This window comes from Enterobacter cloacae complex sp. IR5441 (assembly GCF_049238215.1).
Lineage (GTDB): Bacteria > Pseudomonadota > Gammaproteobacteria > Enterobacterales > Enterobacteriaceae > Enterobacter > Enterobacter hormaechei_C.
Genome location: NZ_JBMKIA010000001.1, coordinates 71,247 through 91,023, shown reverse-complemented (window position 1 = coordinate 91,023; position 19,777 = coordinate 71,247). Strand labels below are relative to the sequence as shown.

The window sequence follows — 19,777 nt, the reverse complement described above, 5'->3', positions numbered from 1 at the left end:
TTCGCCCTCAGCTCAAAAACCGTTTAGTTTGCGATCGCGTGCCCACTCCTGTGGGGTGAACGCTTTAATCGACAGGGCGTGGATGCGGTTATCCGCAATGTATTCCATCAGCGGCGCGTACACAGCCTGCTGTTTCTTCACGCGACTCATTCCGTCGAACATCTCACCCACAGCAATAACCTGGAAGTGACTGCCATCGCCAGAGACGTGGGCTTCCTGAAGGGAGAGTGCATTCATCAGCACAGTCTGGATTTCATTATTTTCCATGGGGTCTACATCATCTGATAGTGAAAACAAGCTCAACATCTTAGAGCAAAGTGGCGCGGTCTTAAACAAGCAAAAAGCCCCGACGCGTAAACTGTCGGGGCTTTCAGAAGTAACGTACTGAAAAAATTAGCGAGGTAATACGTCTTCGGGCAAATTGTAAAGCTGTGCAAGGGTAATCACGTTATCGCTTACCCCCGTCAGGGTAACGCTGCTCCCCTGCTTTTTGCCCGTGGCCACCAGGTGCGCCAGCAGGGCGATACCGGCGGTATCTACCCGCGTAACGCCATGGAGATCAATCAGCGTCACGCCCTGCATCGCGTTATGGCGAGCGTCCCACAGCGGGTTAAGCAGATCCTGATCCAGCTCTCCCGTCAGCGTCAACGTCTCGCCGTCACGCGCCCAGCTAAGCTGCTGTGACATTACTTCTTCTCGTCCAGGGTAATTTTCTGACGAGAGATGGACTGAAGCTGAGCCGTCAGGCCATCGATGCCTTTAGTGCGCAGCAGATCGCTCCACTCGTTCTGTTTAGTGGTGATCATGCTGACGCCTTCAGCGATCATGTCGTACGCCTGCCAGTTTCCGGTCTGGCTGTTTTTACGCCACTGGAAGTCCAGACGAACCGGTGGACGACCGTTTGGATCGATAATCGTCACGCGAATAGGAATGATAGTGGCATCGCCCAGCGGCTGTTCAGGGGCAATCTGATAGGTCTGCCCGTGGTACATCGCCAGCGCCTGGCCGTAAGCCTGTTTCAGGTATTCACGGAACGCCGCAAAGTAAGCCTCGCGCTGTGCAGGGGTCGCATCTTTGTAGTAACGGCCCAGCACCAGTGCGCCCGCATACTTGATCTGCACATACGGCAGCAGTTCCTGATCCACCACATCACGCAGATAATCAGGGTTAGAACGGATTTTTGGCTGTTCGTTTTTAAGACGGTCGAAGGTTTTCTTCGCGGCCTCATCCATCAGTTTGTACGGGTTACTCTGATCCGCAGCGTGCGCCGCGGTAAGAGGGGCAATGACCAGCATGGCAACCATTAACAGTCGTTTAAACATGAATGACTTCTCCTGAAATTAATTCGTCGCGCCTGGCGTCGGTTCGACGTTGGTGTGGTCTTCACTCTGCGCAGGGGCATCGTCAGACTTTTTATCATCCCCTTTACTGTTGTAAAGGAACTGACCAATCATATCTTCCAGCACCATCGCTGACTTGGTATCCTGGATTACGCTACCGTCTTTAAGGATAGTCGTTCCCAGCTCAGGATCTTCAAAACCAACGTTAAGGGCCAGATATTGCTCCCCCAGCAGGCCAGAGGTGCGGATAGAAAGCGAGCTGGTGTCCGGAATGTGGTTATAGCGCTCTTCGATATCCATCGCGACGCGCGGCAGATAGGTTTTCTCATCAAGCGTAATGTCAGCGACACGTCCGATAACGACGCCACCAATACGCACCGGTGAGCGCGCTTTCAGGCCGCCGATGTTATCGAAAGTCGCGTAGACACGATACGTCGGCTCGGCGCGAACAGAGGTGATGTCCGCCGCTCGCAGGCAGATGAACAGCGCGGCCAGCAGCGCCAGAAGCAGAAACACGCCAACCCAAATTTCATTTTTTCTCGTTTGCATGAACTCAATTCCCAAACATCAGTGCGGTGAGCACAAAATCCAGACCTAAAACGGCCAGCGACGAATGTACGACAGTACGCGTCGTTGCACGGCTAATGCCCGCCGACGTCGGAATGGCATCGTAACCATTAAACAACGCAATCCAGGTAACCGTCACAGCGAAAACCACGCTCTTGATCAGACAGTTCACCAGATCCATCCGCAGATCGATGGCGTCCTGCATGGCAGACCAGAAGAATCCGGCATCAATGCCTTTCCAGTTAACGCCAACCAGCGCGCCTCCCCAGATACCTACCGCCACAAAGAGGATAGTCAGTAACGGCAAGGAGATAACCCCGGCCCAGAAGCGCGGCGAGATTACCCGGCGCAGCGGATCGACTGCCATCATCTCCATACTGGAGAGCTGCTCGGTGGCGCGCATCAGGCCAATTTCCGCCGTCAACGCTGACCCGGCACGCCCGGCGAACAGCAGCGCGGCAACCACCGGCCCGAGTTCACGCAGCAGCGAGAGCGCCACCAGCATGCCAAGGCTGGTTTCCGCGCTGTAGGTTGTCAGCACCAGATACCCCTGCAACCCCAGCACCATGCCAATAAACAGACCCGACACGATGATGATAAGCATCGACAGCACGCCGACGTTATAAAGCTGCCGTACCAGTAACGGCGCATGCTTGCGGAACTCCGGTTTGCCGACCAGCGCGTTGAACAACATTAATCCGGCACGCCCGAACGTACTGATGGTTTTTAGGCCACGGTGTCCAAGACCCGCCAACGCATTTAACAGCATGAGTGGCTTAACTCCCTATTCCGAGTAAATCGTCATGATAGTCGCCCGCCGGATAGCGGAAAGGCACCGGCCCATCTGCGATACCGTCCAGGAACTGCCGCACGCGCGGATCGCCATTCTCCTGCAACGCCTGCGCGCTGCCGTGGGCGACGATCTTTTTGTCAGCCACAATATAGGCGTAATCAGCGATACTCAGCACTTCCGGCACGTCGTGGGAAACCACCACGCAGGTGACGCCAAGGGCGCTGTTCAGCTCCGAAATTAACTTCACCAGCACGCCCATGGTGATGGGGTCCTGCCCGACGAACGGTTCATCGAACATGATTAAATCGGGTTCCAGGGCAATAGCACGCGCCAGCGCGGCGCGGCGCGCCATCCCACCCGAGAGTTCGGACGGCATGAGTTTCGCAGCCCCCCGCAGCCCCACGGCTTCAAGCTTCATCATCACCGTACTGTGCAACAGCTCAGGAGGAAGATGGGTGTGCTCACGCAACGGATAGGCCACGTTGTCAAAAACGTTCATATCCGTGAACAGCGCGCCCGACTGAAAGAGCATGCTCATCCGTTTGCGAACCGTGTAGAGGCGCGAGCGAGACATCGCCGGGACATTTTCGCCGTCGAAGAGAATTTCGCCGCTGTCAGGGGGGATTTGCCCGCCGATAAGACGCAGCAACGTGGTTTTACCGATCCCTGACGGCCCCATGATGGCGGTGATTTTACCGCGCGGCACGGTCAGCGAAATATCATCAAATATTAACCGGTTGCCGCGAGAAAAACTGACGCCCCGGACATCGACTATATTCGCCATCGTTTGGCTCATTTATGGTTCCTTACTTACCTTGCTTCACGGCTGGCATGAAGCGTAAATCAGCCCTAAACCCCGCATTTTTACAGAATATTCACTATTGGGGTTAGCGAAAGCTGGCATTTGTTTTACTTTTCCGGCGCATAAAGTCAAAATTAGGAATTCGTTACGTCTCAGACTTCATCTGGCGCCAACATTCGTGCGCAGTGGACCAGCGAGTATACCTGAAGAAAGGACTTTTGATGCTTTTAGCAACAGCACTGTTAATAATTGGTTTACTGTTGGTGGTCTACAGTGCTGACCGTTTGGTCTTTGCCGCATCCATTCTCTGTCGACTCATTGGCATGCCGCCCATCATTATCGGCATGACGGTGGTCAGTGTAGGCACATCGCTTCCTGAAATCATCGTTTCTGTTTCAGCCTCGCTGCATGGGCAGGTCGACCTCGCTATCGGCACCGCGATTGGCTCTAACATCGTCAATATCTTACTGATTTTAGGCTTAGCCGCATTACTGCATCCATTTCGCGTGCATTCTGATGTTTTGCGCCGGGAATTGCCGTTAATGTTAGTCGTCAGTCTGCTGGCAGGCTACGTACTTTATGACGGGGTGCTGAGCGTCGGTGACGGTATATTCCTGCTCGCCCTGGCCGTGATCTGGTTGCTTTACAGCGTGAAGATCGCACGTCTGGCGGAAAAACAGGGTAACGATAGCCTTACGCGTGAGCATCTCGCCGAGCTGCCCCGGGAAGGGACCTTACCCGTCGCCCTGCTGTGGCTGGGCGTCGCGCTGATCATCATGCCAATGGCCACGCGGATGGTGGTCGATAACGCGACGGTGCTGGCGAACGCGTTTGCGATGAGCGAACTGACAATCGGTCTGACGGTAATCGCCATCGGCACCAGCCTGCCAGAGCTGGCCACCGCCATCGCCGGGGCGCGTAAAGGGGAAGATGATATCGCCATCGGCAATATCATCGGCTCGAATATTTTCAATATCGCGATCGTGACAGGGCTGCCGGCGCTAATCTCGCCGGGGCCGTTTAACCCTATGGTTTTCACGCGCGATTACGGTGTGATGCTGCTGGTCAGCGTGATTTTCGCCCTGCTCTGCTGGCGGCGAAAAGAGCAGATCGGCAAAGGCGCAGGCGCGCTGCTGACGGGTGGATTTATCGTATGGCTGGCGATGCTGTACTGGCTTTCGCCTCTTCTCTCTGGGTAAACGGAAACGCATTATGTCGCAAATAGAATTGCAGCCGGGTTTTGACTTTCAGAAAGCAGGCAAAGACGTTCTGGAGATTGAACGTGAAGGTCTGGCGCAGTTAGATCAGTACATTAATCAGGATTTTAGTCTGGCCTGTGAGAAGATGTTCTACTGTGCCGGCAAAGTCGTGGTGATGGGGATGGGCAAATCCGGCCATATCGGACGCAAAATGGCGGCGACCTTTGCCAGTACCGGCACGTCGTCATTCTTCGTTCATCCCGGTGAAGCCGCGCACGGTGACCTCGGCATGGTTACGCCGCAGGACGTGGTTATTGCGCTGTCCAACTCCGGGGAATCGAATGAAATCCTGGCGTTGATCCCGGTGCTGAAGCGTCTGCACGTACCGCTGATTTGCATGACCAGCCGACCGGAAAGCAGCATGGCGCGTGCGGCGGATATTCACCTGTGCGTGAAAGTGCCTAAAGAAGCCTGTCCGCTGGGGCTGGCGCCGACCTCCAGCACAACCGCCGCGCTGGTGATGGGCGATGCCCTTGCCGTTGCGCTGCTGGAAGCCCGCGGTTTTACGCCTGAAGATTTTGCCCTGTCTCATCCCGGCGGCGCGCTCGGGCGCAAACTGCTGCTGCGGGTTAACGATATTATGCACACCGGAGATGAGATCCCGCACGTGAGCAAAGAGGCCTCTTTGCGCGACGCGTTACTGGAGATCACCCGTAAAAACCTGGGCATGACGGTTATCTGCGACGATCTGATGAAGATTCAGGGCATTTTCACCGACGGCGACCTGCGCCGGGTATTCGATATGGGTGTGGATGTCCGAACGCTGGGCATTGCTGATGTGATGACGCCAGGCGGGATCCGCGTCCGTCCCGGCACGCTGGCGGTAGATGTGCTGAACCTGATGCAGTCCCGTCATATTACCTCAGTGATGGTTGCCGATGGCGACCAACTGCTGGGTGTGGTACATATGCATGATCTGCTGCGCGCTGGCGTAGTGTAATGAAGGATAAGACAATGAGTAATGCGGGTGCATCCCTTGCAACCTGTTATGGCCCGGTGAGCGCCCACATGATGGCAAAGGCGGAAAATATCCGCCTGTTGATCCTCGATGTGGATGGTGTGCTCTCCGACGGTCTGATTTATATGGGCAATAACGGCGAAGAGCTGAAAGCCTTTAACGTTCGCGACGGTTACGGTATCCGCTGTGCGCTCACGTCCGGAATTGAAGTTGCAATCATCACCGGGCGGAAAGCTAAACTGGTAGAAGATCGGTGTGAAACGCTGGGCATTACCCATCTCTATCAGGGGCAGTCTGATAAGATGGTAGCTTTCCGGGATCTGCTGGGAAAACTGGCCATTGCACCAGAGAATGTGGCATACGTCGGGGATGATTTGATCGACTGGCCAGTGATGGCGGAGGTGGGTCTGAGCATCGCGGTGGCTGACGCGCACCCGCTGCTGATCCCGCGTGCTGATTACGTTACCCATATTCACGGTGGCCGCGGCGCCGTCCGTGAAGTCTGCGATCTGCTTCTGCTGTCGCAGGGCAAGCTTGATGAGGCGAAAGGGCAATCGATATGAGTAAAACCAGACGTTGGGTTATCATTCTGCTTGCGCTTGTCGCCCTGGTACTGATTGGCGTCAACCTCGCTGACCGCGATGATACGCAAGCGGAAGTGGTTAACACGAGCGACCCGACCTATAAAAGCGATCACAGCGACACCGTGGTCTATAGCCCGGAAGGCGCGCTGAACTATCGCCTCGTTGCTCAGCATGTAGAATATTTTTCAGATGACGGTACCTCGTGGTTTACCCAACCGGTCATGACCACCTTTGATACGGACAAAGTGCCGACGTGGTCTATCAAGTCTGACCGGGCAAAACTGACAAATGACCGTATGCTTTACCTGTATGGTCACGTTGAAGTCAACGCCCTGACCGCTGACGCGCAACTGCGAAAAATTACGACGGATAACGCCCAGATCAACCTGGTCACCCAGGATGTCACGTCGCAGGATTTAGTCACCCTGTATGGCACAACATTTAATTCCAGCGGTTTAAGAATGCGCGGGAACTTACGCAGCAAAAACGCCGAGCTGATTGAAAAGGTTAGAACCTCCTATGAAATTCAAAACAAACAAACTCAGCCTTAAAGTTGTTATCGCCAGCGCGCTGCTGGCGGCCAGTCTTCCCGCGCTTGCTGTGACTGGCGACACCGAACAGCCGATTCATATTGAATCCGATACCCAGTCTCTGGATATGCAGGGTAACGTCGTCACCTTTACCGGCAACGTCGTCATGACCCAGGGCACCATTAAAATCAACGCCGACAAAGTGGTCGTTACCCGTCCGGGCGGCGAGCAGGGCAAAGAGATTATCGATGGTTATGGCAACCCGGCCACCTTCTACCAGATGCAGGACAACGGCAAGCCGGTGAAAGGCCATGCCTCGCATATGCACTATGAACTGGCGAAGGATCTGGTCATCCTGACCGGTAATGCTTACCTGGAACAGCTGGACAGCAATATCAAAGGCGACAAGATCACCTATCTGGTGAAAGAGCAGAAAATGCAGGCCTCCAGCGAAAAAGGCAAACGCGTCACGACCGTGCTTGTGCCTTCGCAGTTGCAGGACAAGAACAACGGTCAGGCTCCGGCACAGAAAAAGAGTAACTAATTCGTTATGGCAACTTTAACTGCAAAAAACCTCGCGAAAGCGTATAAGGGCCGCCGCGTCGTCGAAGATGTCAGTCTGACCGTCAACTCCGGCGAAATCGTGGGTTTGCTTGGCCCTAACGGGGCGGGTAAAACCACGACCTTCTACATGGTGGTGGGCATCGTCCCGCGTGACGCCGGCAACATCATCATCGATGATGAAGATATCAGCCTGCTGCCGCTTCATGCCCGCGCGCGTCGTGGCATCGGCTATCTGCCGCAGGAAGCGTCTATCTTCCGCCGCTTAAGCGTGTTCGACAACCTGATGGCCGTGCTCCAGATCCGTGACGATCTGACCAGCGAGCAGCGCACTGACCGTGCGAACGAGCTGATGGAAGAGTTTCATATCGAGCATCTGCGTGACAGCCTCGGCCAGGCGCTGTCCGGTGGTGAACGCCGCCGCGTTGAGATTGCGCGCGCGCTGGCAGCAAACCCAAAATTCATCCTGCTGGATGAACCGTTTGCGGGCGTTGACCCCATCTCCGTTATCGATATCAAACGTATCATTGAGCACCTGCGCGACAGCGGGCTTGGCGTACTGATCACGGACCACAACGTTCGTGAAACGCTGGCCGTGTGTGAGCGCGCCTACATAGTGAGCCAGGGCCATCTGATTGCCCACGGTACGCCGCAGCAAATCCTCGAAGATGAGCATGTTAAGCGCGTGTACCTTGGGGAAGACTTCAGACTCTGATAGGGTAGAGGTTAAGTCACGCCGAACCGGAGAAAAACGCTCTGAACATGAAGCAAGGTTTGCAATTACGGCTCAGCCAGCAACTGGCCATGACGCCGCAGCTACAGCAGGCAATCCGTCTGTTGCAGCTGTCCACGTTAGAACTCCAGCAGGAGCTCCAGCAGGCGCTGGACAGCAATCCGCTGCTGGAGCAAACCGATCTTCATGACGAGGTAGACGCCCAGCAGACGCAGGACACAGAAACGCTCGACTCCGTAGATGCGCTCGAACAGAAAGAGATGCCGGACGAACTGCCGCTGGATGCCAGCTGGGATGAAATCTACACCGCGGGTACCCCTTCCGGGACGCGCGCAGACTACCAGGACGATGAACTCCCGGTCTACCAGGGCGAAACCACCCAGTCGCTTCAGGACTACCTGATGTGGCAGGTAGAGCTGACCCCTTTCTCCGATACCGATCGCGCCATTGCCACCTCGATTGTCGATGCCGTTGACGACACGGGCTATTTGACCGTGACGCTGAACGAGATTCTGGAAAGCATCGGCAATGACGAGATTGAACTGGAAGAGATTGAAGCCGTCCTGAAACGCGTTCAGCGTTTCGACCCGATAGGTGTCGCCGCGAAAGATCTGCGCGACTGCCTTCTGATCCAGCTTTCGCAGTTTGCCAAAGAGACACCGTGGATTGACGAAGCCCGGCTCATCATCAGCGATCATCTGGATCTGCTGGCGAATCACGACTTCCGCACCCTGATGCGCGTCACACGCCTGAAAGAAGAGGTGCTGAAGGAAGCGGTGAATCTGATCCAGTCGCTCGATCCGCGTCCGGGGCAGTCGATCCAGACCAGCGAACCGGAATATGTCATCCCCGATGTGCTGGTGAGAAAACACAATGGCCGCTGGGTCGTTGAACTGAACGCCGACAGCATTCCTCGCCTGCAAATCAACCAGCAATACGCCTCCATGTGCACCAGCGCACGTAATGACGCTGATAATCAATACATTCGCAGCAACCTTCAGGAAGCACGCTGGTTGATCAAGAGCCTGGAGAGCCGTAATGACACGCTGCTGCGCGTCAGCCGCTGTATTGTCGAACAGCAGCAGGCGTTCTTTGAGCAGGGCGAAGAGTTTATGAAACCGATGGTGCTGGCAGACATCGCCCAGGCCGTCGAGATGCATGAATCAACCATTTCCCGCGTGACCACGCAGAAATATCTGCACAGCCCACGCGGTATTTTTGAGCTTAAGTATTTCTTCTCCAGCCACGTGAACACCGAAGGCGGCGGCGAAGCCTCGTCAACGGCTATTCGCGCACTGGTGAAGAAGTTGATCGCCGCGGAGAACCCCGCGAAGCCACTCAGTGACAGTAAGTTAACCACCATGCTGTCCGATCAGGGTATTATGGTGGCACGTCGTACTGTCGCGAAGTATCGAGAGTCTTTATCCATTCCGCCGTCTAACCAGCGTAAACAACTGGTTTGACACAACCGATAAGGAAGACACTATGCAGCTCAATATCACCGGACATAACGTCGAGATTACTGAGGCTTTACGCGATTTTGTAAACACTAAGTTTGCGAAACTCGAGCAGTATTTCGAGAGGATCAACCAGGTCTATGTTGTGTTGAAAGTGGAGAAAGTGACGCATATCTCGGATGCGACCCTACACGTCAACGGAGGGGAACTCCATGCCAGTGCGGAAGGGCAAGACATGTACGCGGCTATCGACGGCTTGATTGATAAGCTTGCGAGACAGCTCAATAAACATAAAGATAAACTGAAACAACACTAATTGTCCGGGCAGTTAACGGGTGCAGGACGGCCTGTTGTGAAACACAACAGGCCATTTGTACAGTTAGCGCTTAGGTGAAATTATGATAAACAACGATTCCGCTCTTCAACTGAGCAATGTCCTTAACCAGGATTGTACCCGCAGTGGCGTTCACTGCCAGAGCAAAAAACGTGCGCTGGAAATCATCAGTGAACTGGCCGCAAAACAGCTGGGTCTGCCGCCGCAGATCGTGTTTGAAGCCATTCTGACCCGTGAAAAAATGGGCAGTACCGGCATCGGCAATGGCATTGCGATCCCGCATGGCAAGCTGGAAGAAGATACGCTGCGTGCCGTGGGGGTGTTTGTGCAACTGGAAACGCCTATCGCTTTTGACGCCATCGATAACCAGCCTGTGGATCTGCTTTTCGCGCTGCTGGTTCCTGCCGATCAGACCAAAACCCACCTGCACACGCTGTCGCTGGTTGCCAAACGTCTGGCGGATAAAACCATTTGTCGTCGACTGCGCTCAGCCCAAAGTGATGAAGAGCTTTATCAAATTATCACTGAAGCAGAAGGCAATCAGGATGAGGCATAATCGGGAAAGGGCCTTCAGAACGGCTGCCCTGAGGAGAAACGGAACATGGTGCTGATGATCGTCAGCGGTCGTTCGGGGTCCGGGAAGTCCGTGGCCCTGCGCGCGCTGGAAGACATGGGATTTTACTGTGTAGATAACCTGCCGGTAGTGTTGTTACCCGATCTGGCGCGGACGCTGGCGGACAGGCAAATCTCTGCCGCCGTCAGTATTGACGTGCGTAACATGCCGGAATCGCCGGAAATCTTCGAGCAGGCAATGAACAGCCTGCCGGAATGCTTCTCGCCTCAGCTCTTGTTCCTGGACGCTGACCGCAACACGCTGATCCGTCGCTACAGCGATACACGTCGTTTGCATCCGCTCTCCAGTAAAAATCTTTCGCTGGAAAGCGCCATCGATAAAGAGAGCGATCTGCTTGAGCCGCTGCGTTCCCGGGCCGACCTGATTGTCGACACCTCCGAAATGTCCGTCCACGAGCTGGCGGAAATGCTGCGTACGCGCTTACTCGGCAAGCGCGAGCGCGAACTGACGATGGTGTTTGAATCCTTCGGCTTTAAGCACGGCATACCTATCGATGCGGATTACGTTTTTGATGTGCGTTTCCTGCCGAACCCACACTGGGATCCGAAACTGCGTCCGATGACCGGTCTGGATAAGCCGGTGGCAGCGTTCCTCGATCGACACACAGAAGTACACAATTTTATCTACCAGACGCGAAGCTACCTTGAGCTATGGTTACCTATGCTGGAAACAAACAATCGCAGCTACCTGACGGTGGCGATTGGCTGTACCGGCGGTAAACATCGTTCGGTCTACATTGCCGAACAGCTGGCCGATTACTTCCGCTCACGCGGGAAGAACGTTCAGTCCCGTCATCGCACGCTGGAAAAACGCAAAACATGACCGTAAAACAGACCGTCGAAATCACCAACAAGCTGGGCATGCATGCGCGCCCGGCGATGAAGCTGTTTGAACTGATGCAGGGTTTTGATGCTGAGGTGCTGCTGCGCAACGACGAGGGAACCGAGGCAGAAGCCAACAGCGTGATTGCGCTACTGATGCTGGATTCTGCCAAAGGCCGTCAGATTGAAGTTGAAGCCACCGGCCCGCAGGAAGAAGAAGCGCTGGCGGCAGTGATTGCCCTGTTCAACGCCGGGTTTGACGAAGACTAACGTTCGCCATGTCGGCGGGTAGCGCTGCGCTTACCCGCCCTACCTAAGATTATTTCGCTCCATAAACCCTTCCCCACCCAGCTGACGCATCTGGCGCATAATCCACGCCTGGCGGCTTCGCACATAGCCTGACGGGGCGCTGGCCTTAAAACGCAGCGGGTTCGGCAGCACGGCGGCAAGCAGTGCCGCTTCGGACATAGTCAGCCTGCTGGCGGGCTTGCCAAAATAGCGCTGCGATGCCGCTTCGACACCAAATACGCCGTCACCAAATTCCGCGATATTCAGGTAGACGGTTAAAATGCGTTTTTTGCTCCACACCGTCTCGACGCCCAGCGTCAGCCCGGCCTCCAGCCCTTTTCTCACCCAGCTGCGACCGTCCCATAAGAACAGGTTTTTTACCGTCTGCTGAGAAAGCGTCGATGCGCCGCGGACGCGGTTTTCATGACGTTCATTATGATCCAGCGCCTTCTCGATAGCCGCCACGTCAAAACCCCAGTGCTCCGGGAATTTCTGATCTTCTGCCGCAATGACCGCCAGCCCCATCCACGGCGAGATTGCATCCATGCTGACCCAGTCAGAATGGGCAACATAGCCAAAATCACCTGAGAGCCAGGCGCTAATCTGCCGCTCTGCCATCACGGCCGAGAACGGGACGGGCAGGATGCTGAACAGCGCAATACCGCCGCCCCAGAACACGGCCAGGACCAGCACAATACGCAGCAGGATCCGTTTTAACCACCCGCCGGGGGAGAATTTACGACTCATTCGGTCAGGACCAGCACTCTGTCCACCAGCTTTTCAATGCCTGCGGCAGCCTCGGCGATGTTCTGCGCCAGCATATACGCTGGCGTGGTGATGATCTTGTTGTCCTCGTCCACCACAATGTCGTCTACCGGACATGGCACGTGTTCGCCGCCCATATCCTCGACAATCTCAGCGGTATCAATGTCGGTTCCGATCGTGAGCCGCAGCGGGAAATCAAAAATTTTCGGCAGCATGGCCGGCGCAATGCAGATAAAGCCCTGCGGCTTACCTGCCGCATGCATCGCCAGCGATAGCGCTTTCAAATCGGGATCGACATGACACGCCGTGCCTTCCGTTGCAAACGTGCTCAGGTTTTTCGCCGCGCCAAAACCGCCCGGCACGATGAGCGCATCAAGCTCAGCGGCATCGGCCTGTGCCAGCGGGTGAATATCGCCGCGCACAATACGCGCCGCTTCAATCAGCACGTTACGGCTTTCCGCCATTGGCTCGCCGGTGAGATGATTAATCACGTCTGCCTGGGTTTTATCCGGGGCGAAGCAGATAACGTCTGCCCCCTGGCGCGATAATGCCAGCAGCGTTAATACGGTTTCATGTATCTCTGAACCATCGTAAACACCACATCCGCTCAGCACGACACCAATCTTTTTCATTCTGACGATCCTTCTATGCAACTCGCTGAAGCACATTAAAAATTCTGATTAAAACGCTATGCTTCACACATTTCACTGATTCATGTAACAAACTGTTTAAGATTTGCTATCTTATCTGCGTGCGGCCTCAATTTTCAGGCGGCGTCCATGCGAAAACAACCCATAAAAATCAGGCGCAGCCACGATTTCCCTGGTGTTGGCGCAGTATTCGCGCACCCCGGTATAGCCGGGGTCATTTTTTTCTGGCATCCACCCAGGCTTTCAGCACTGCCACATCGTTTTGCCACTCTTGTTTCATCTCTTCGACCCAATCACCTACGTTATCTTCCCAGGCAGGTAAATCAGGAGACTGAATCTGTTGGCCCAGCTGCTGGAGATGGCGTAACCCGACAGATCCTGCCGCGCCTTTGATTTTATGCCCCTCTTCGACGATGCCCTTCTGGTCACGCGCCGTCAGGTTGGATTCGAGCACGTTCAGATAGCCCGGCATCATTTTTTCGAACACGGCGAGGCCATCGGTGATCAGTTTTGGTCCCACCAGATCGATATACTGCTCCAGCATGGCGGTATCCAGTATCGTTTGGGCTTTAGCGCTATCAACAGACGTCATGGTGCTCTCCTCTTCATCACAGGTATCCCAGAACTTCTTGATCATCGCCGTCAGGGCGGGTACCGCCAGCGGCTTGCTGAGCACATCGTCCATACCGGCCTCGAGATACTCTTTTTTATCTTTCAACACGTTTGCGGTCAACGCCACCAGCGGCGGCAGCTCGTCAGGAGCATATTTGCGCGTCAGCTCGCGGGAGATATCCAGCCCGGTCATGTCCGGTAGCTGAATATCGAGCAGCACCAGGTCATACTCGCCCGGCGTGAACATCTCCAGCGCGGCTTTCCCGGTCATCGCCACATCCACGCTGTTACCGAGTTTTTCCAGTACCGACCGGGCGACAATGACGTTCAGCTCAATATCTTCCACCAGCAGGACGTGCAGGGCTGGCAGCGGCATATCGTCGTTCTCAAACGTATCTTCCACCTCTTCCGCCACGGCAGGCGCGTGGATGGTAAGCGTAAAGGTGGAGCCTTTACCCGGCTGGCTGGCAACGGTGATATCCCCGCCCATACTTTTCGCCAGACGTTTCGACACCGCCAGTCCAATGCCCGTACCGGTCGCCGGTTTACCGCCGTGGCTGTCTTTAACCTGATAATACATGGCGAAGATCTTATCCTGCTCCTCCTGAGGAATGCCGATACCCGAGTCCTCAACTTCAAAGTGCAGCATGTCGCCTTCGTCATAGCGAATGCGCACCGCAACCTGCCCCTTCTGGGTAAACTTCACGGCGTTGCTGATGAGGTTCCACAGGATCTGCCGCAGACGTGTGCCGTCCGTCACCACTTTATGCGGCAACGGCAGCGTTGGCTCCATCACAAAGCTCAACCCTTTTTGCTGAGCCTGTAAACCTGACAGGTTTTCCAGGTCCGCGAGGAAACCGGTAAAATCAACCGGCTGGTTGTCGAGCTGAACTTTACGGCGTTCCATCTTATCCATGTCGATAATATCATTGAAGATATTGCCCAGCGTGACCGCCGAGACGTGGATCGTTTTCAGGTATTTTTCCTGCTCGCTAGTCAGCTCGGTATCCAGCAGAATGCGGCTCAGCCCCACAATGCCATTCAGCGGGGTGCGCAGTTCATGGCTGATGGTGGAGATGAAGGTTGTTTTATCCCGGCTGGCGCGCTCCAGCGCATCCTGATAGCGCTTACGCTCGGTGATATCGCGGCCAAAGCCCATCAGACCATGACGTTTCCCCACCCGGTCGTAATAAGGCACTTTGCGGATCTCAAAGCAGGCTTTGCGCCCGTCAGGATAGTCCAGCCACTGCTCATAGGTCAGCGAAACGTTATGGCGGAAGACCTTTTCATCCGTCTCCATCACTTTTGCTGCCGCCTCTTCGGAATAGACATCCTGAGGTTTCAGGTGGATCAGCTGCTTTTCGCTTTTCCCGGTCAACAGTTCCATGGCCCGGTTACAGCCGGAGAACTCTTTATCTTCATTACGGTAGAACACCAGATCCGGCGACGCATCGAGGAACGAGCGCAGGAAAGAGGATTGCTGTTCAAGCTGGATCTGCGTCACTTCACGCTCTTTCATCTCAACTTTTAGCTGCTCAAGCGTGGTCTGACGCTCGGCTTCCGCCTTCTCACGGTCTGAAATTTCCTGATTCAGCTGGGCAATGTTGTCCTTGAGCTGGACGTTGAGTTTGAGATCGCGCTCGCGCATCTCTTCCAGCTTATCCACCAGTTTCGATAAACGCTGTCGGGACTCTTCCAGTTGCTCAACCACCACGGAGAGAAAATAGACCGCCCATGGGGTAATCAGCAGGCCAAAGAAAATAGAGCGGATCACGTCGATGCTCTCGACCTGACCATGCAGAACCATGGTCACGGCCATTTGCACGACGATGGCCAGAACGACCAGCGCCAGCGCCAGCAGCATGGAAAAACGCACCAGCCCGAGCTTCATCATCAGGTCGACGTAGTACTGGGCCAGCATTCGAATTTGCTTCATAGAGGATCCCTTCACGACTTTATCGCTCAATAATACTCAAATTCACGGCGAGGCGTTGAAGGTTGTGAGAAAAAGTGCGGGGTGAAACAGGAGATTAGCCTCGCCCCCGGGCAACCGGGAGCGAGGAAGAAGGTTTATCAGGAGCGTTTTAGCAGCATCCAGAGGCTGATCAGGAAGAAACTGGCGCTCGGCAACAGTGCGCCGATAATTGGCGGAATGCCATACACCAGCGTCAGCGGACCGAAAATCTGATCGAGGACGTAGAACACAAAACCAAAGCTGATACCGGTTACCACGCGAACCCCCATCGGCACGCTACGCAGCGGTCCAAAGATGAACGATAGCGCCATCAGCATCATCACGGCCACGGACAGCGGCTGGAAGATTTTGCTCCACATGTTGAGCTGGTAACGCCCCGCATCCTGTCCGCTCGATTTCAGATACTTCACGTAATTATGCAGACCGCTGATGGAGAGCGCATCGGGATCGAGCGCTACCACCCCAAGCTTGTCCGGCGTCAGGTTGGTTTTCCAGGTACCGCTAACGGTCTGCGAACCGGTGATCTGTTTCGGGTTCGTCAGGTCAGATTCATCAACCTGGGATAACCGCCAAAGCTTGTTGTTCGCATCAAATTTAGCGGAGGCGGCATAACGCACCGACTGTAAACGACGATCGTTATTGAAGGCATAGATACTCACGCCGCCCAGTTCATCGTCCCCTTTCACGCGTTCGATATAGACAAAGTTCTGACCATCTTTCGCCCATAATCCCTGCTGCGTGGAGAGCAGTGAACCGCCGTACATAGCCTGAGCACGGTAGTTACGCGCCATCTGTTCGCCCTGCGGCGCGACCCATTCGCCAATCGCCATGGTCAACAGCACCAGCGGGATCGCGGTTTTCATCACCGACAGCGCAACCTGCATACGGGTAAAACCCGATGCCTGCATCACCACCAGCTCGCTACGCTGAGCCAGCATCCCCAGGCCCAGCAGCGCCCCCAGCAGGGCCGCCATCGGGAAGAAGATCTGCACATCTTTTGGTACGCTGAGCAGGGTATACATCCCGGCGCCCAACGCGTCGTAACTCCCCTGCCCGGCTTTTTTCAGCTGGTCGACAAATTTGATAATGCCCGAGAGCGACACCAGCATGAACAGGGTCATCATGATGGTGGTGAAAATCGTTTTACCGATATAGCGGTCAAGTACGCCAAACGCCTGCATTAGATGGCTCCTTTACGCGTAAACCGGGCACGAAGACGACGCACAGGCACCGTGTCCCACAAGTTGAGTCCGACTGCCAGCAGCAGATACAAACCATTCACGACCCAGGTCCAGATCATCGGGTCAATTTTTCCTTTCCCGCCGTTAGACTTGATTGAGGTTTGCAGCAGGAAGAACACCAGATACAGCAGCATCGCTGGCAGCATCGACAGCACGCGGCCCTGGCGCGGGTTTACCACGCTCAGCGGAACCACCATCAGCGCCATCATAAATACGGTGAAGACCAGCGTGATACGCCAGTGCAGTTCAGCACGCGCACGATCGGTATCGGTATTCATTAAGGTGCGCATATCCATCTGCTCAGTATCCGTGGGATCGAGCGCGACGGCCTGATGGCCAATGATGGCCTGGTAGTTCTGAAAATCGGTAATACGGAAGTCGCGCAGCATAGCCGTGCCTTCGAAACGCGTTCCTTTGTTCAGCGTGACAACCTGAGAGCCGTCTTTACGCTGAGACAGCTGACCGGAGTCCGCCACCACCACAGAAGGCCGGGCGTTACCTTTCGGGCGCAGTTGAGCAAGAAACACGTCATTGAAGCGGTTGCCATCGACGCTTTCGATAAACAGCACGGAGTTACCGTCGGTCGCCTGCTGGAACTGCCCCTGCGCCAGCGCCGCCAGCCCCGGGTTAGCTTTTGCTTCCGCCAGCACCTCATCCTGATGACGAGAGGAGGTCGGCCCCGCCCACATGACGTTAACCGCGGCAACAATGCCCGTAAACAGCGCCAGCACCATGGCTGCTTTTACCAGTACGGCTTTACTGAGGCCGCAGGCATGCATCACGGTGATTTCACTTTCGGTATAGAGCTTACCCAGGGTCATCAGCAGACCAAGGAACAGGCTTAACGGCAGGATAAGCTGCGCCATTTCCGGCACGCCAAGCCCGAGCAGGGAAAGCACCAGATTCGTTGGGATTTCGCCATCAACCGCCGCGCCGAGGATCCTGACCAGCTTCTGACAGAAAAAGATCAGAAGGAGGATAAAGAGGATCGCCAGTTGGCTCTTCAGCGTCTCCCGAACCAGATATCTTATGATTATCACTTTAAATACGCCCGTTAAAACTCGTCTTATGCAGGAATTTAGCTTGTTTCATGGCTTAAACGTCATTTATTCTCTTGAGTCGTCGAAATCATCGCTAAGATTAAAAAACCCGGCGGATTCGCGCTTCATGACATTTATTGACGTGTCGAAACCGTAGTAACGTAAGATTAACACGAAGTCACCACAACGGCGGACATGAGTTACGAAAGGTTTCAATTCTATCCGTAGCCGCCGCCGTTGTCTTTAAGATTCAGGAGCGTAGTGCATGGAGTTCAGTGTAAAAAGCGGTAGCCCGGAGAAACAGCGGAGTGCCTGCATCGTTGTGGGCGTCTTTGAACCACGCCGACTCTCCCCGATCGCCGAGCAACTCGATAAAATCAGCGACGGCTATATCAGCGCCCTGCTGCGCCGTGGCGAACTGGAAGGCAAACCAGGGCAGACCCTGTTGCTGCACCATGTTCCGAACGTCCTGTCCGAGCGTATTCTGCTGATTGGCTGTGGTAAAGAACGTGAGCTTGATGAGCGCCAGTACAAGCAGGTTATTCAGAAAACCATTAATACACTGAATGATACTGGTTCGATGGAAGCCGTCTGCTTCCTGACGGAACTGCACGTTAAGGGCCGCAACACGTACTGGAAAGTGCGTCAGGCCGTCGAAACCGCAAAAGAGAGCCTCTACAGCTTTGATCAGCTGAAGACCACCAAAAGCGAGCCGCGTCGCCCGCTGCGTAAAATGGTCTTTAACGTGCCAACCCGTCGCGAGCTGACCAGCGGCGAGCGCGCCATTCAGCACGGTCTGGCCATTGCCGCCGGTATTAAAGCGGCAAAAGATCTTGGCAATATGCCGCCAAACATCTGTAACGCCGCGTACCTGGCGTCTCAGGCGCGCCAGCTGGCTGACGCGTACAGCAAGAACGTCATCACCCGCGTTATCGGCGAACAGCAGATGAAAGAGCTGGGGATGCACTCTTATCTGGCGGTCGGTAACGGTTCCCAGAACGAATCCCTGATGTCGGTCATTGAGTACAAGGGCAATCCGTCAGAAGATGCGCGACCCATCGTGCTCGTCGGTAAAGGGCTGACCTTCGACTCCGGCGGTATCTCCATCAAGCCTTCAGAAGGCATGGATGAGATGAAGTACGACATGTGCGGCGCGGCGGCGGTTTACGGCGTCATGCGCATGGTCGCGGAACTTCAGTTGCCCATCAACGTGATCGGCGTGCTGGCGGGCTGCGAAAACATGCCTGGCGGCCGCGCTTATCGTCCGGGTGATGTGCTGACCACCATGTCCGGCCAGACCGTTGAGGTGCTGAACACCGACGCCGAAGGCCGTCTGGTGCTGTGCGACGTGCTGACCTACGTTGAGCGTTTCGAACCTGAAGCGGTTATCGACGTGGCTACCCTGACCGGCGCCTGCGTGATCGCGCTGGGGCACCACATCACCGGCCTGATGTCGAACCACAACCCGCTGGCGCATGAGCTGATCGGCGCGTCCGAACAGGCTGGCGACCGCGCGTGGCGTCTGCCGCTGGGGGACGAGTTCCAGGAACAGCTGGAGTCTAATTTCGCAGACATGGCGAACATCGGCGGTCGTCCTGGCGGAGCAATCACCGCAGGCTGCTTCCTGGCGCGTTTCACCCGCAAGTACAACTGGGCGCACCTGGACATCGCGGGGACCGCATGGCGCTCCGGTAAAGCCAAAGGCGCGACCGGACGTCCGGTGGCACTGCTGTCGCAGTTCCTGCTCAATCGTGCGGGTTTTAACGGCGACGAGTGATGTAAAACGCCGGGTGGCGGCTACGCCTTACCCGGCCTACACGCCACTCAACCGTA

23 protein-coding genes are annotated in these 19,777 nt (G+C 55.3%); 12 read left to right on the top strand and 11 right to left on the bottom strand.

What is annotated here, in order from left to right:
* Positions 1 to 12 precede the first annotated feature (12 nt).
* The 6 genes from ibaG to mlaF all read right to left on the bottom strand — a co-directional run bounded on the left by ibaG (position 13) and on the right by mlaF (position 3,496).
* Positions 13 to 267, bottom strand: coding sequence for a BolA family iron metabolism protein IbaG (gene ibaG / locus ACOTX5_RS00425; protein ID WP_003861840.1), 255 nt, complete (start codon positions 265 to 267; stop codon positions 13 to 15).
* A gap of 126 nt (positions 268 to 393) precedes the next feature.
* The gene (gene mlaB / locus ACOTX5_RS00420) at positions 394 to 687 is read right to left on the bottom strand and encodes a lipid asymmetry maintenance protein MlaB (protein WP_003861843.1); all 294 of its coding nucleotides are present in this window, start codon (positions 685 to 687) and stop codon (positions 394 to 396) included.
* Positions 687 to 1,322 carry a phospholipid-binding protein MlaC gene (gene mlaC, locus ACOTX5_RS00415; protein WP_006812130.1) on the bottom strand — a complete coding sequence of 212 codons (636 nt, stop codon included), beginning with the start codon at positions 1,320 to 1,322 and terminating at the stop codon, positions 687 to 689. The genes mlaB and mlaC overlap by 1 nt, the downstream gene beginning before the upstream one ends.
* A gap of 18 nt (positions 1,323 to 1,340) precedes the next feature.
* A complete protein-coding gene (mlaD, locus tag ACOTX5_RS00410; RefSeq protein ID WP_006812131.1) occupies positions 1,341 to 1,889 on the bottom strand; it encodes an outer membrane lipid asymmetry maintenance protein MlaD in 549 nt (182 codons plus the stop codon).
* A 4-nt stretch (positions 1,890 to 1,893) separates the two neighbouring features.
* Entirely contained in the window at positions 1,894 to 2,676 is a 783-nt protein-coding gene (gene mlaE / locus ACOTX5_RS00405; protein ID WP_003861848.1) for a lipid asymmetry maintenance ABC transporter permease subunit MlaE, read from the bottom strand.
* 7 nt (positions 2,677 to 2,683) lie between these two features.
* The gene (mlaF, locus tag ACOTX5_RS00400) at positions 2,684 to 3,496 is read right to left on the bottom strand and encodes a phospholipid ABC transporter ATP-binding protein MlaF (RefSeq protein ID WP_017382730.1); all 813 of its coding nucleotides are present in this window, start codon (positions 3,494 to 3,496) and stop codon (positions 2,684 to 2,686) included.
* A 227-nt stretch (positions 3,497 to 3,723) separates the two neighbouring features.
* Here mlaF and ACOTX5_RS00395 point away from each other — a divergent pair, with 227 nt between their 5' ends.
* The 11 genes from ACOTX5_RS00395 to npr all read left to right on the top strand — a co-directional run bounded on the left by ACOTX5_RS00395 (position 3,724) and on the right by npr (position 11,643).
* On the top strand, positions 3,724 to 4,701 hold the full coding sequence (locus ACOTX5_RS00395; RefSeq protein ID WP_003861852.1) for a calcium/sodium antiporter: 978 nt from the start codon (positions 3,724 to 3,726) through the stop codon (positions 4,699 to 4,701).
* A gap of 13 nt (positions 4,702 to 4,714) precedes the next feature.
* Positions 4,715 to 5,701: an arabinose-5-phosphate isomerase KdsD gene (gene kdsD / locus ACOTX5_RS00390; protein ID WP_003861853.1), complete on the top strand. Its 987-nt coding sequence runs from the start codon at positions 4,715 to 4,717 to the stop codon at positions 5,699 to 5,701.
* Positions 5,702 to 5,715: 14 nt separating this feature from the next.
* Positions 5,716 to 6,282 (top strand): 3-deoxy-manno-octulosonate-8-phosphatase KdsC, encoded by a 567-nt coding sequence (gene kdsC / locus ACOTX5_RS00385; protein ID WP_017693909.1) that lies wholly within the window; start codon positions 5,716 to 5,718, stop codon positions 6,280 to 6,282.
* Positions 6,279 to 6,854: an LPS export ABC transporter periplasmic protein LptC gene (gene lptC, locus ACOTX5_RS00380; RefSeq protein ID WP_015571983.1), complete on the top strand. Its 576-nt coding sequence runs from the start codon at positions 6,279 to 6,281 to the stop codon at positions 6,852 to 6,854. The genes kdsC and lptC overlap by 4 nt, the downstream gene beginning before the upstream one ends.
* Entirely contained in the window at positions 6,823 to 7,377 is a 555-nt protein-coding gene (gene lptA, locus ACOTX5_RS00375; RefSeq protein ID WP_006812136.1) for a lipopolysaccharide ABC transporter substrate-binding protein LptA, read from the top strand. Before lptC ends, lptA begins: the two co-directional genes overlap by 32 nt.
* 6 nt (positions 7,378 to 7,383) lie before the next feature.
* Positions 7,384 to 8,109, top strand: coding sequence for an LPS export ABC transporter ATP-binding protein (gene lptB, locus ACOTX5_RS00370; RefSeq protein WP_003861862.1), 726 nt, complete (start codon positions 7,384 to 7,386; stop codon positions 8,107 to 8,109).
* 47 nt (positions 8,110 to 8,156) lie between these two features.
* Complete coding sequence (gene rpoN, locus ACOTX5_RS00365; RefSeq protein ID WP_045907663.1) at positions 8,157 to 9,590, top strand: RNA polymerase factor sigma-54; 1,434 nt, start codon at positions 8,157 to 8,159, stop codon at positions 9,588 to 9,590.
* A gap of 22 nt (positions 9,591 to 9,612) precedes the next feature.
* Positions 9,613 to 9,900, top strand: a complete 288-nt coding sequence (gene hpf / locus ACOTX5_RS00360) for a ribosome hibernation promoting factor (protein ID WP_003861866.1) — start codon at positions 9,613 to 9,615, stop codon at positions 9,898 to 9,900.
* Positions 9,901 to 9,982: 82 nt separating this feature from the next.
* Entirely contained in the window at positions 9,983 to 10,474 is a 492-nt protein-coding gene (gene ptsN, locus ACOTX5_RS00355; RefSeq protein ID WP_003861869.1) for a PTS IIA-like nitrogen regulatory protein PtsN, read from the top strand.
* Between the two features lie 45 nt (positions 10,475 to 10,519).
* Positions 10,520 to 11,374: an RNase adapter RapZ gene (rapZ, locus tag ACOTX5_RS00350; protein ID WP_003861870.1), complete on the top strand. Its 855-nt coding sequence runs from the start codon at positions 10,520 to 10,522 to the stop codon at positions 11,372 to 11,374.
* Positions 11,371 to 11,643 (top strand): PTS phosphocarrier protein NPr, encoded by a 273-nt coding sequence (npr, locus tag ACOTX5_RS00345; RefSeq protein ID WP_003861872.1) that lies wholly within the window; start codon positions 11,371 to 11,373, stop codon positions 11,641 to 11,643. The genes rapZ and npr overlap by 4 nt, the downstream gene beginning before the upstream one ends.
* A 39-nt stretch (positions 11,644 to 11,682) precedes the next feature.
* Here the strand turns inward: npr and mtgA are convergent, their stop codons facing one another.
* The 5 genes from mtgA to lptF form a co-directional block, all read right to left on the bottom strand.
* Complete coding sequence (gene mtgA / locus ACOTX5_RS00340; RefSeq protein WP_015571986.1) at positions 11,683 to 12,408, bottom strand: monofunctional biosynthetic peptidoglycan transglycosylase; 726 nt, start codon at positions 12,406 to 12,408, stop codon at positions 11,683 to 11,685.
* On the bottom strand, positions 12,405 to 13,058 hold the full coding sequence (gene elbB / locus ACOTX5_RS00335; RefSeq protein WP_015571987.1) for an isoprenoid biosynthesis glyoxalase ElbB: 654 nt from the start codon (positions 13,056 to 13,058) through the stop codon (positions 12,405 to 12,407). Before elbB ends, mtgA begins: the two co-directional genes overlap by 4 nt.
* 232 nt (positions 13,059 to 13,290) lie before the next feature.
* Positions 13,291 to 15,624: an aerobic respiration two-component sensor histidine kinase ArcB gene (arcB, locus tag ACOTX5_RS00330; RefSeq protein WP_045911914.1), complete on the bottom strand. Its 2,334-nt coding sequence runs from the start codon at positions 15,622 to 15,624 to the stop codon at positions 13,291 to 13,293.
* A gap of 137 nt (positions 15,625 to 15,761) precedes the next feature.
* On the bottom strand, positions 15,762 to 16,844 hold the full coding sequence (lptG, locus tag ACOTX5_RS00325; protein WP_001147540.1) for an LPS export ABC transporter permease LptG: 1,083 nt from the start codon (positions 16,842 to 16,844) through the stop codon (positions 15,762 to 15,764).
* The gene (gene lptF, locus ACOTX5_RS00320) at positions 16,844 to 17,944 is read right to left on the bottom strand and encodes an LPS export ABC transporter permease LptF (protein ID WP_003861881.1); all 1,101 of its coding nucleotides are present in this window, start codon (positions 17,942 to 17,944) and stop codon (positions 16,844 to 16,846) included. The genes lptG and lptF overlap by 1 nt, the downstream gene beginning before the upstream one ends.
* A gap of 265 nt (positions 17,945 to 18,209) precedes the next feature.
* Between lptF and pepA the strand changes: the two genes are divergently transcribed.
* Positions 18,210 to 19,721, top strand: coding sequence for a leucyl aminopeptidase (gene pepA / locus ACOTX5_RS00315; protein WP_003861882.1), 1,512 nt, complete (start codon positions 18,210 to 18,212; stop codon positions 19,719 to 19,721).
* Positions 19,722 to 19,777 lie beyond the last annotated feature (56 nt).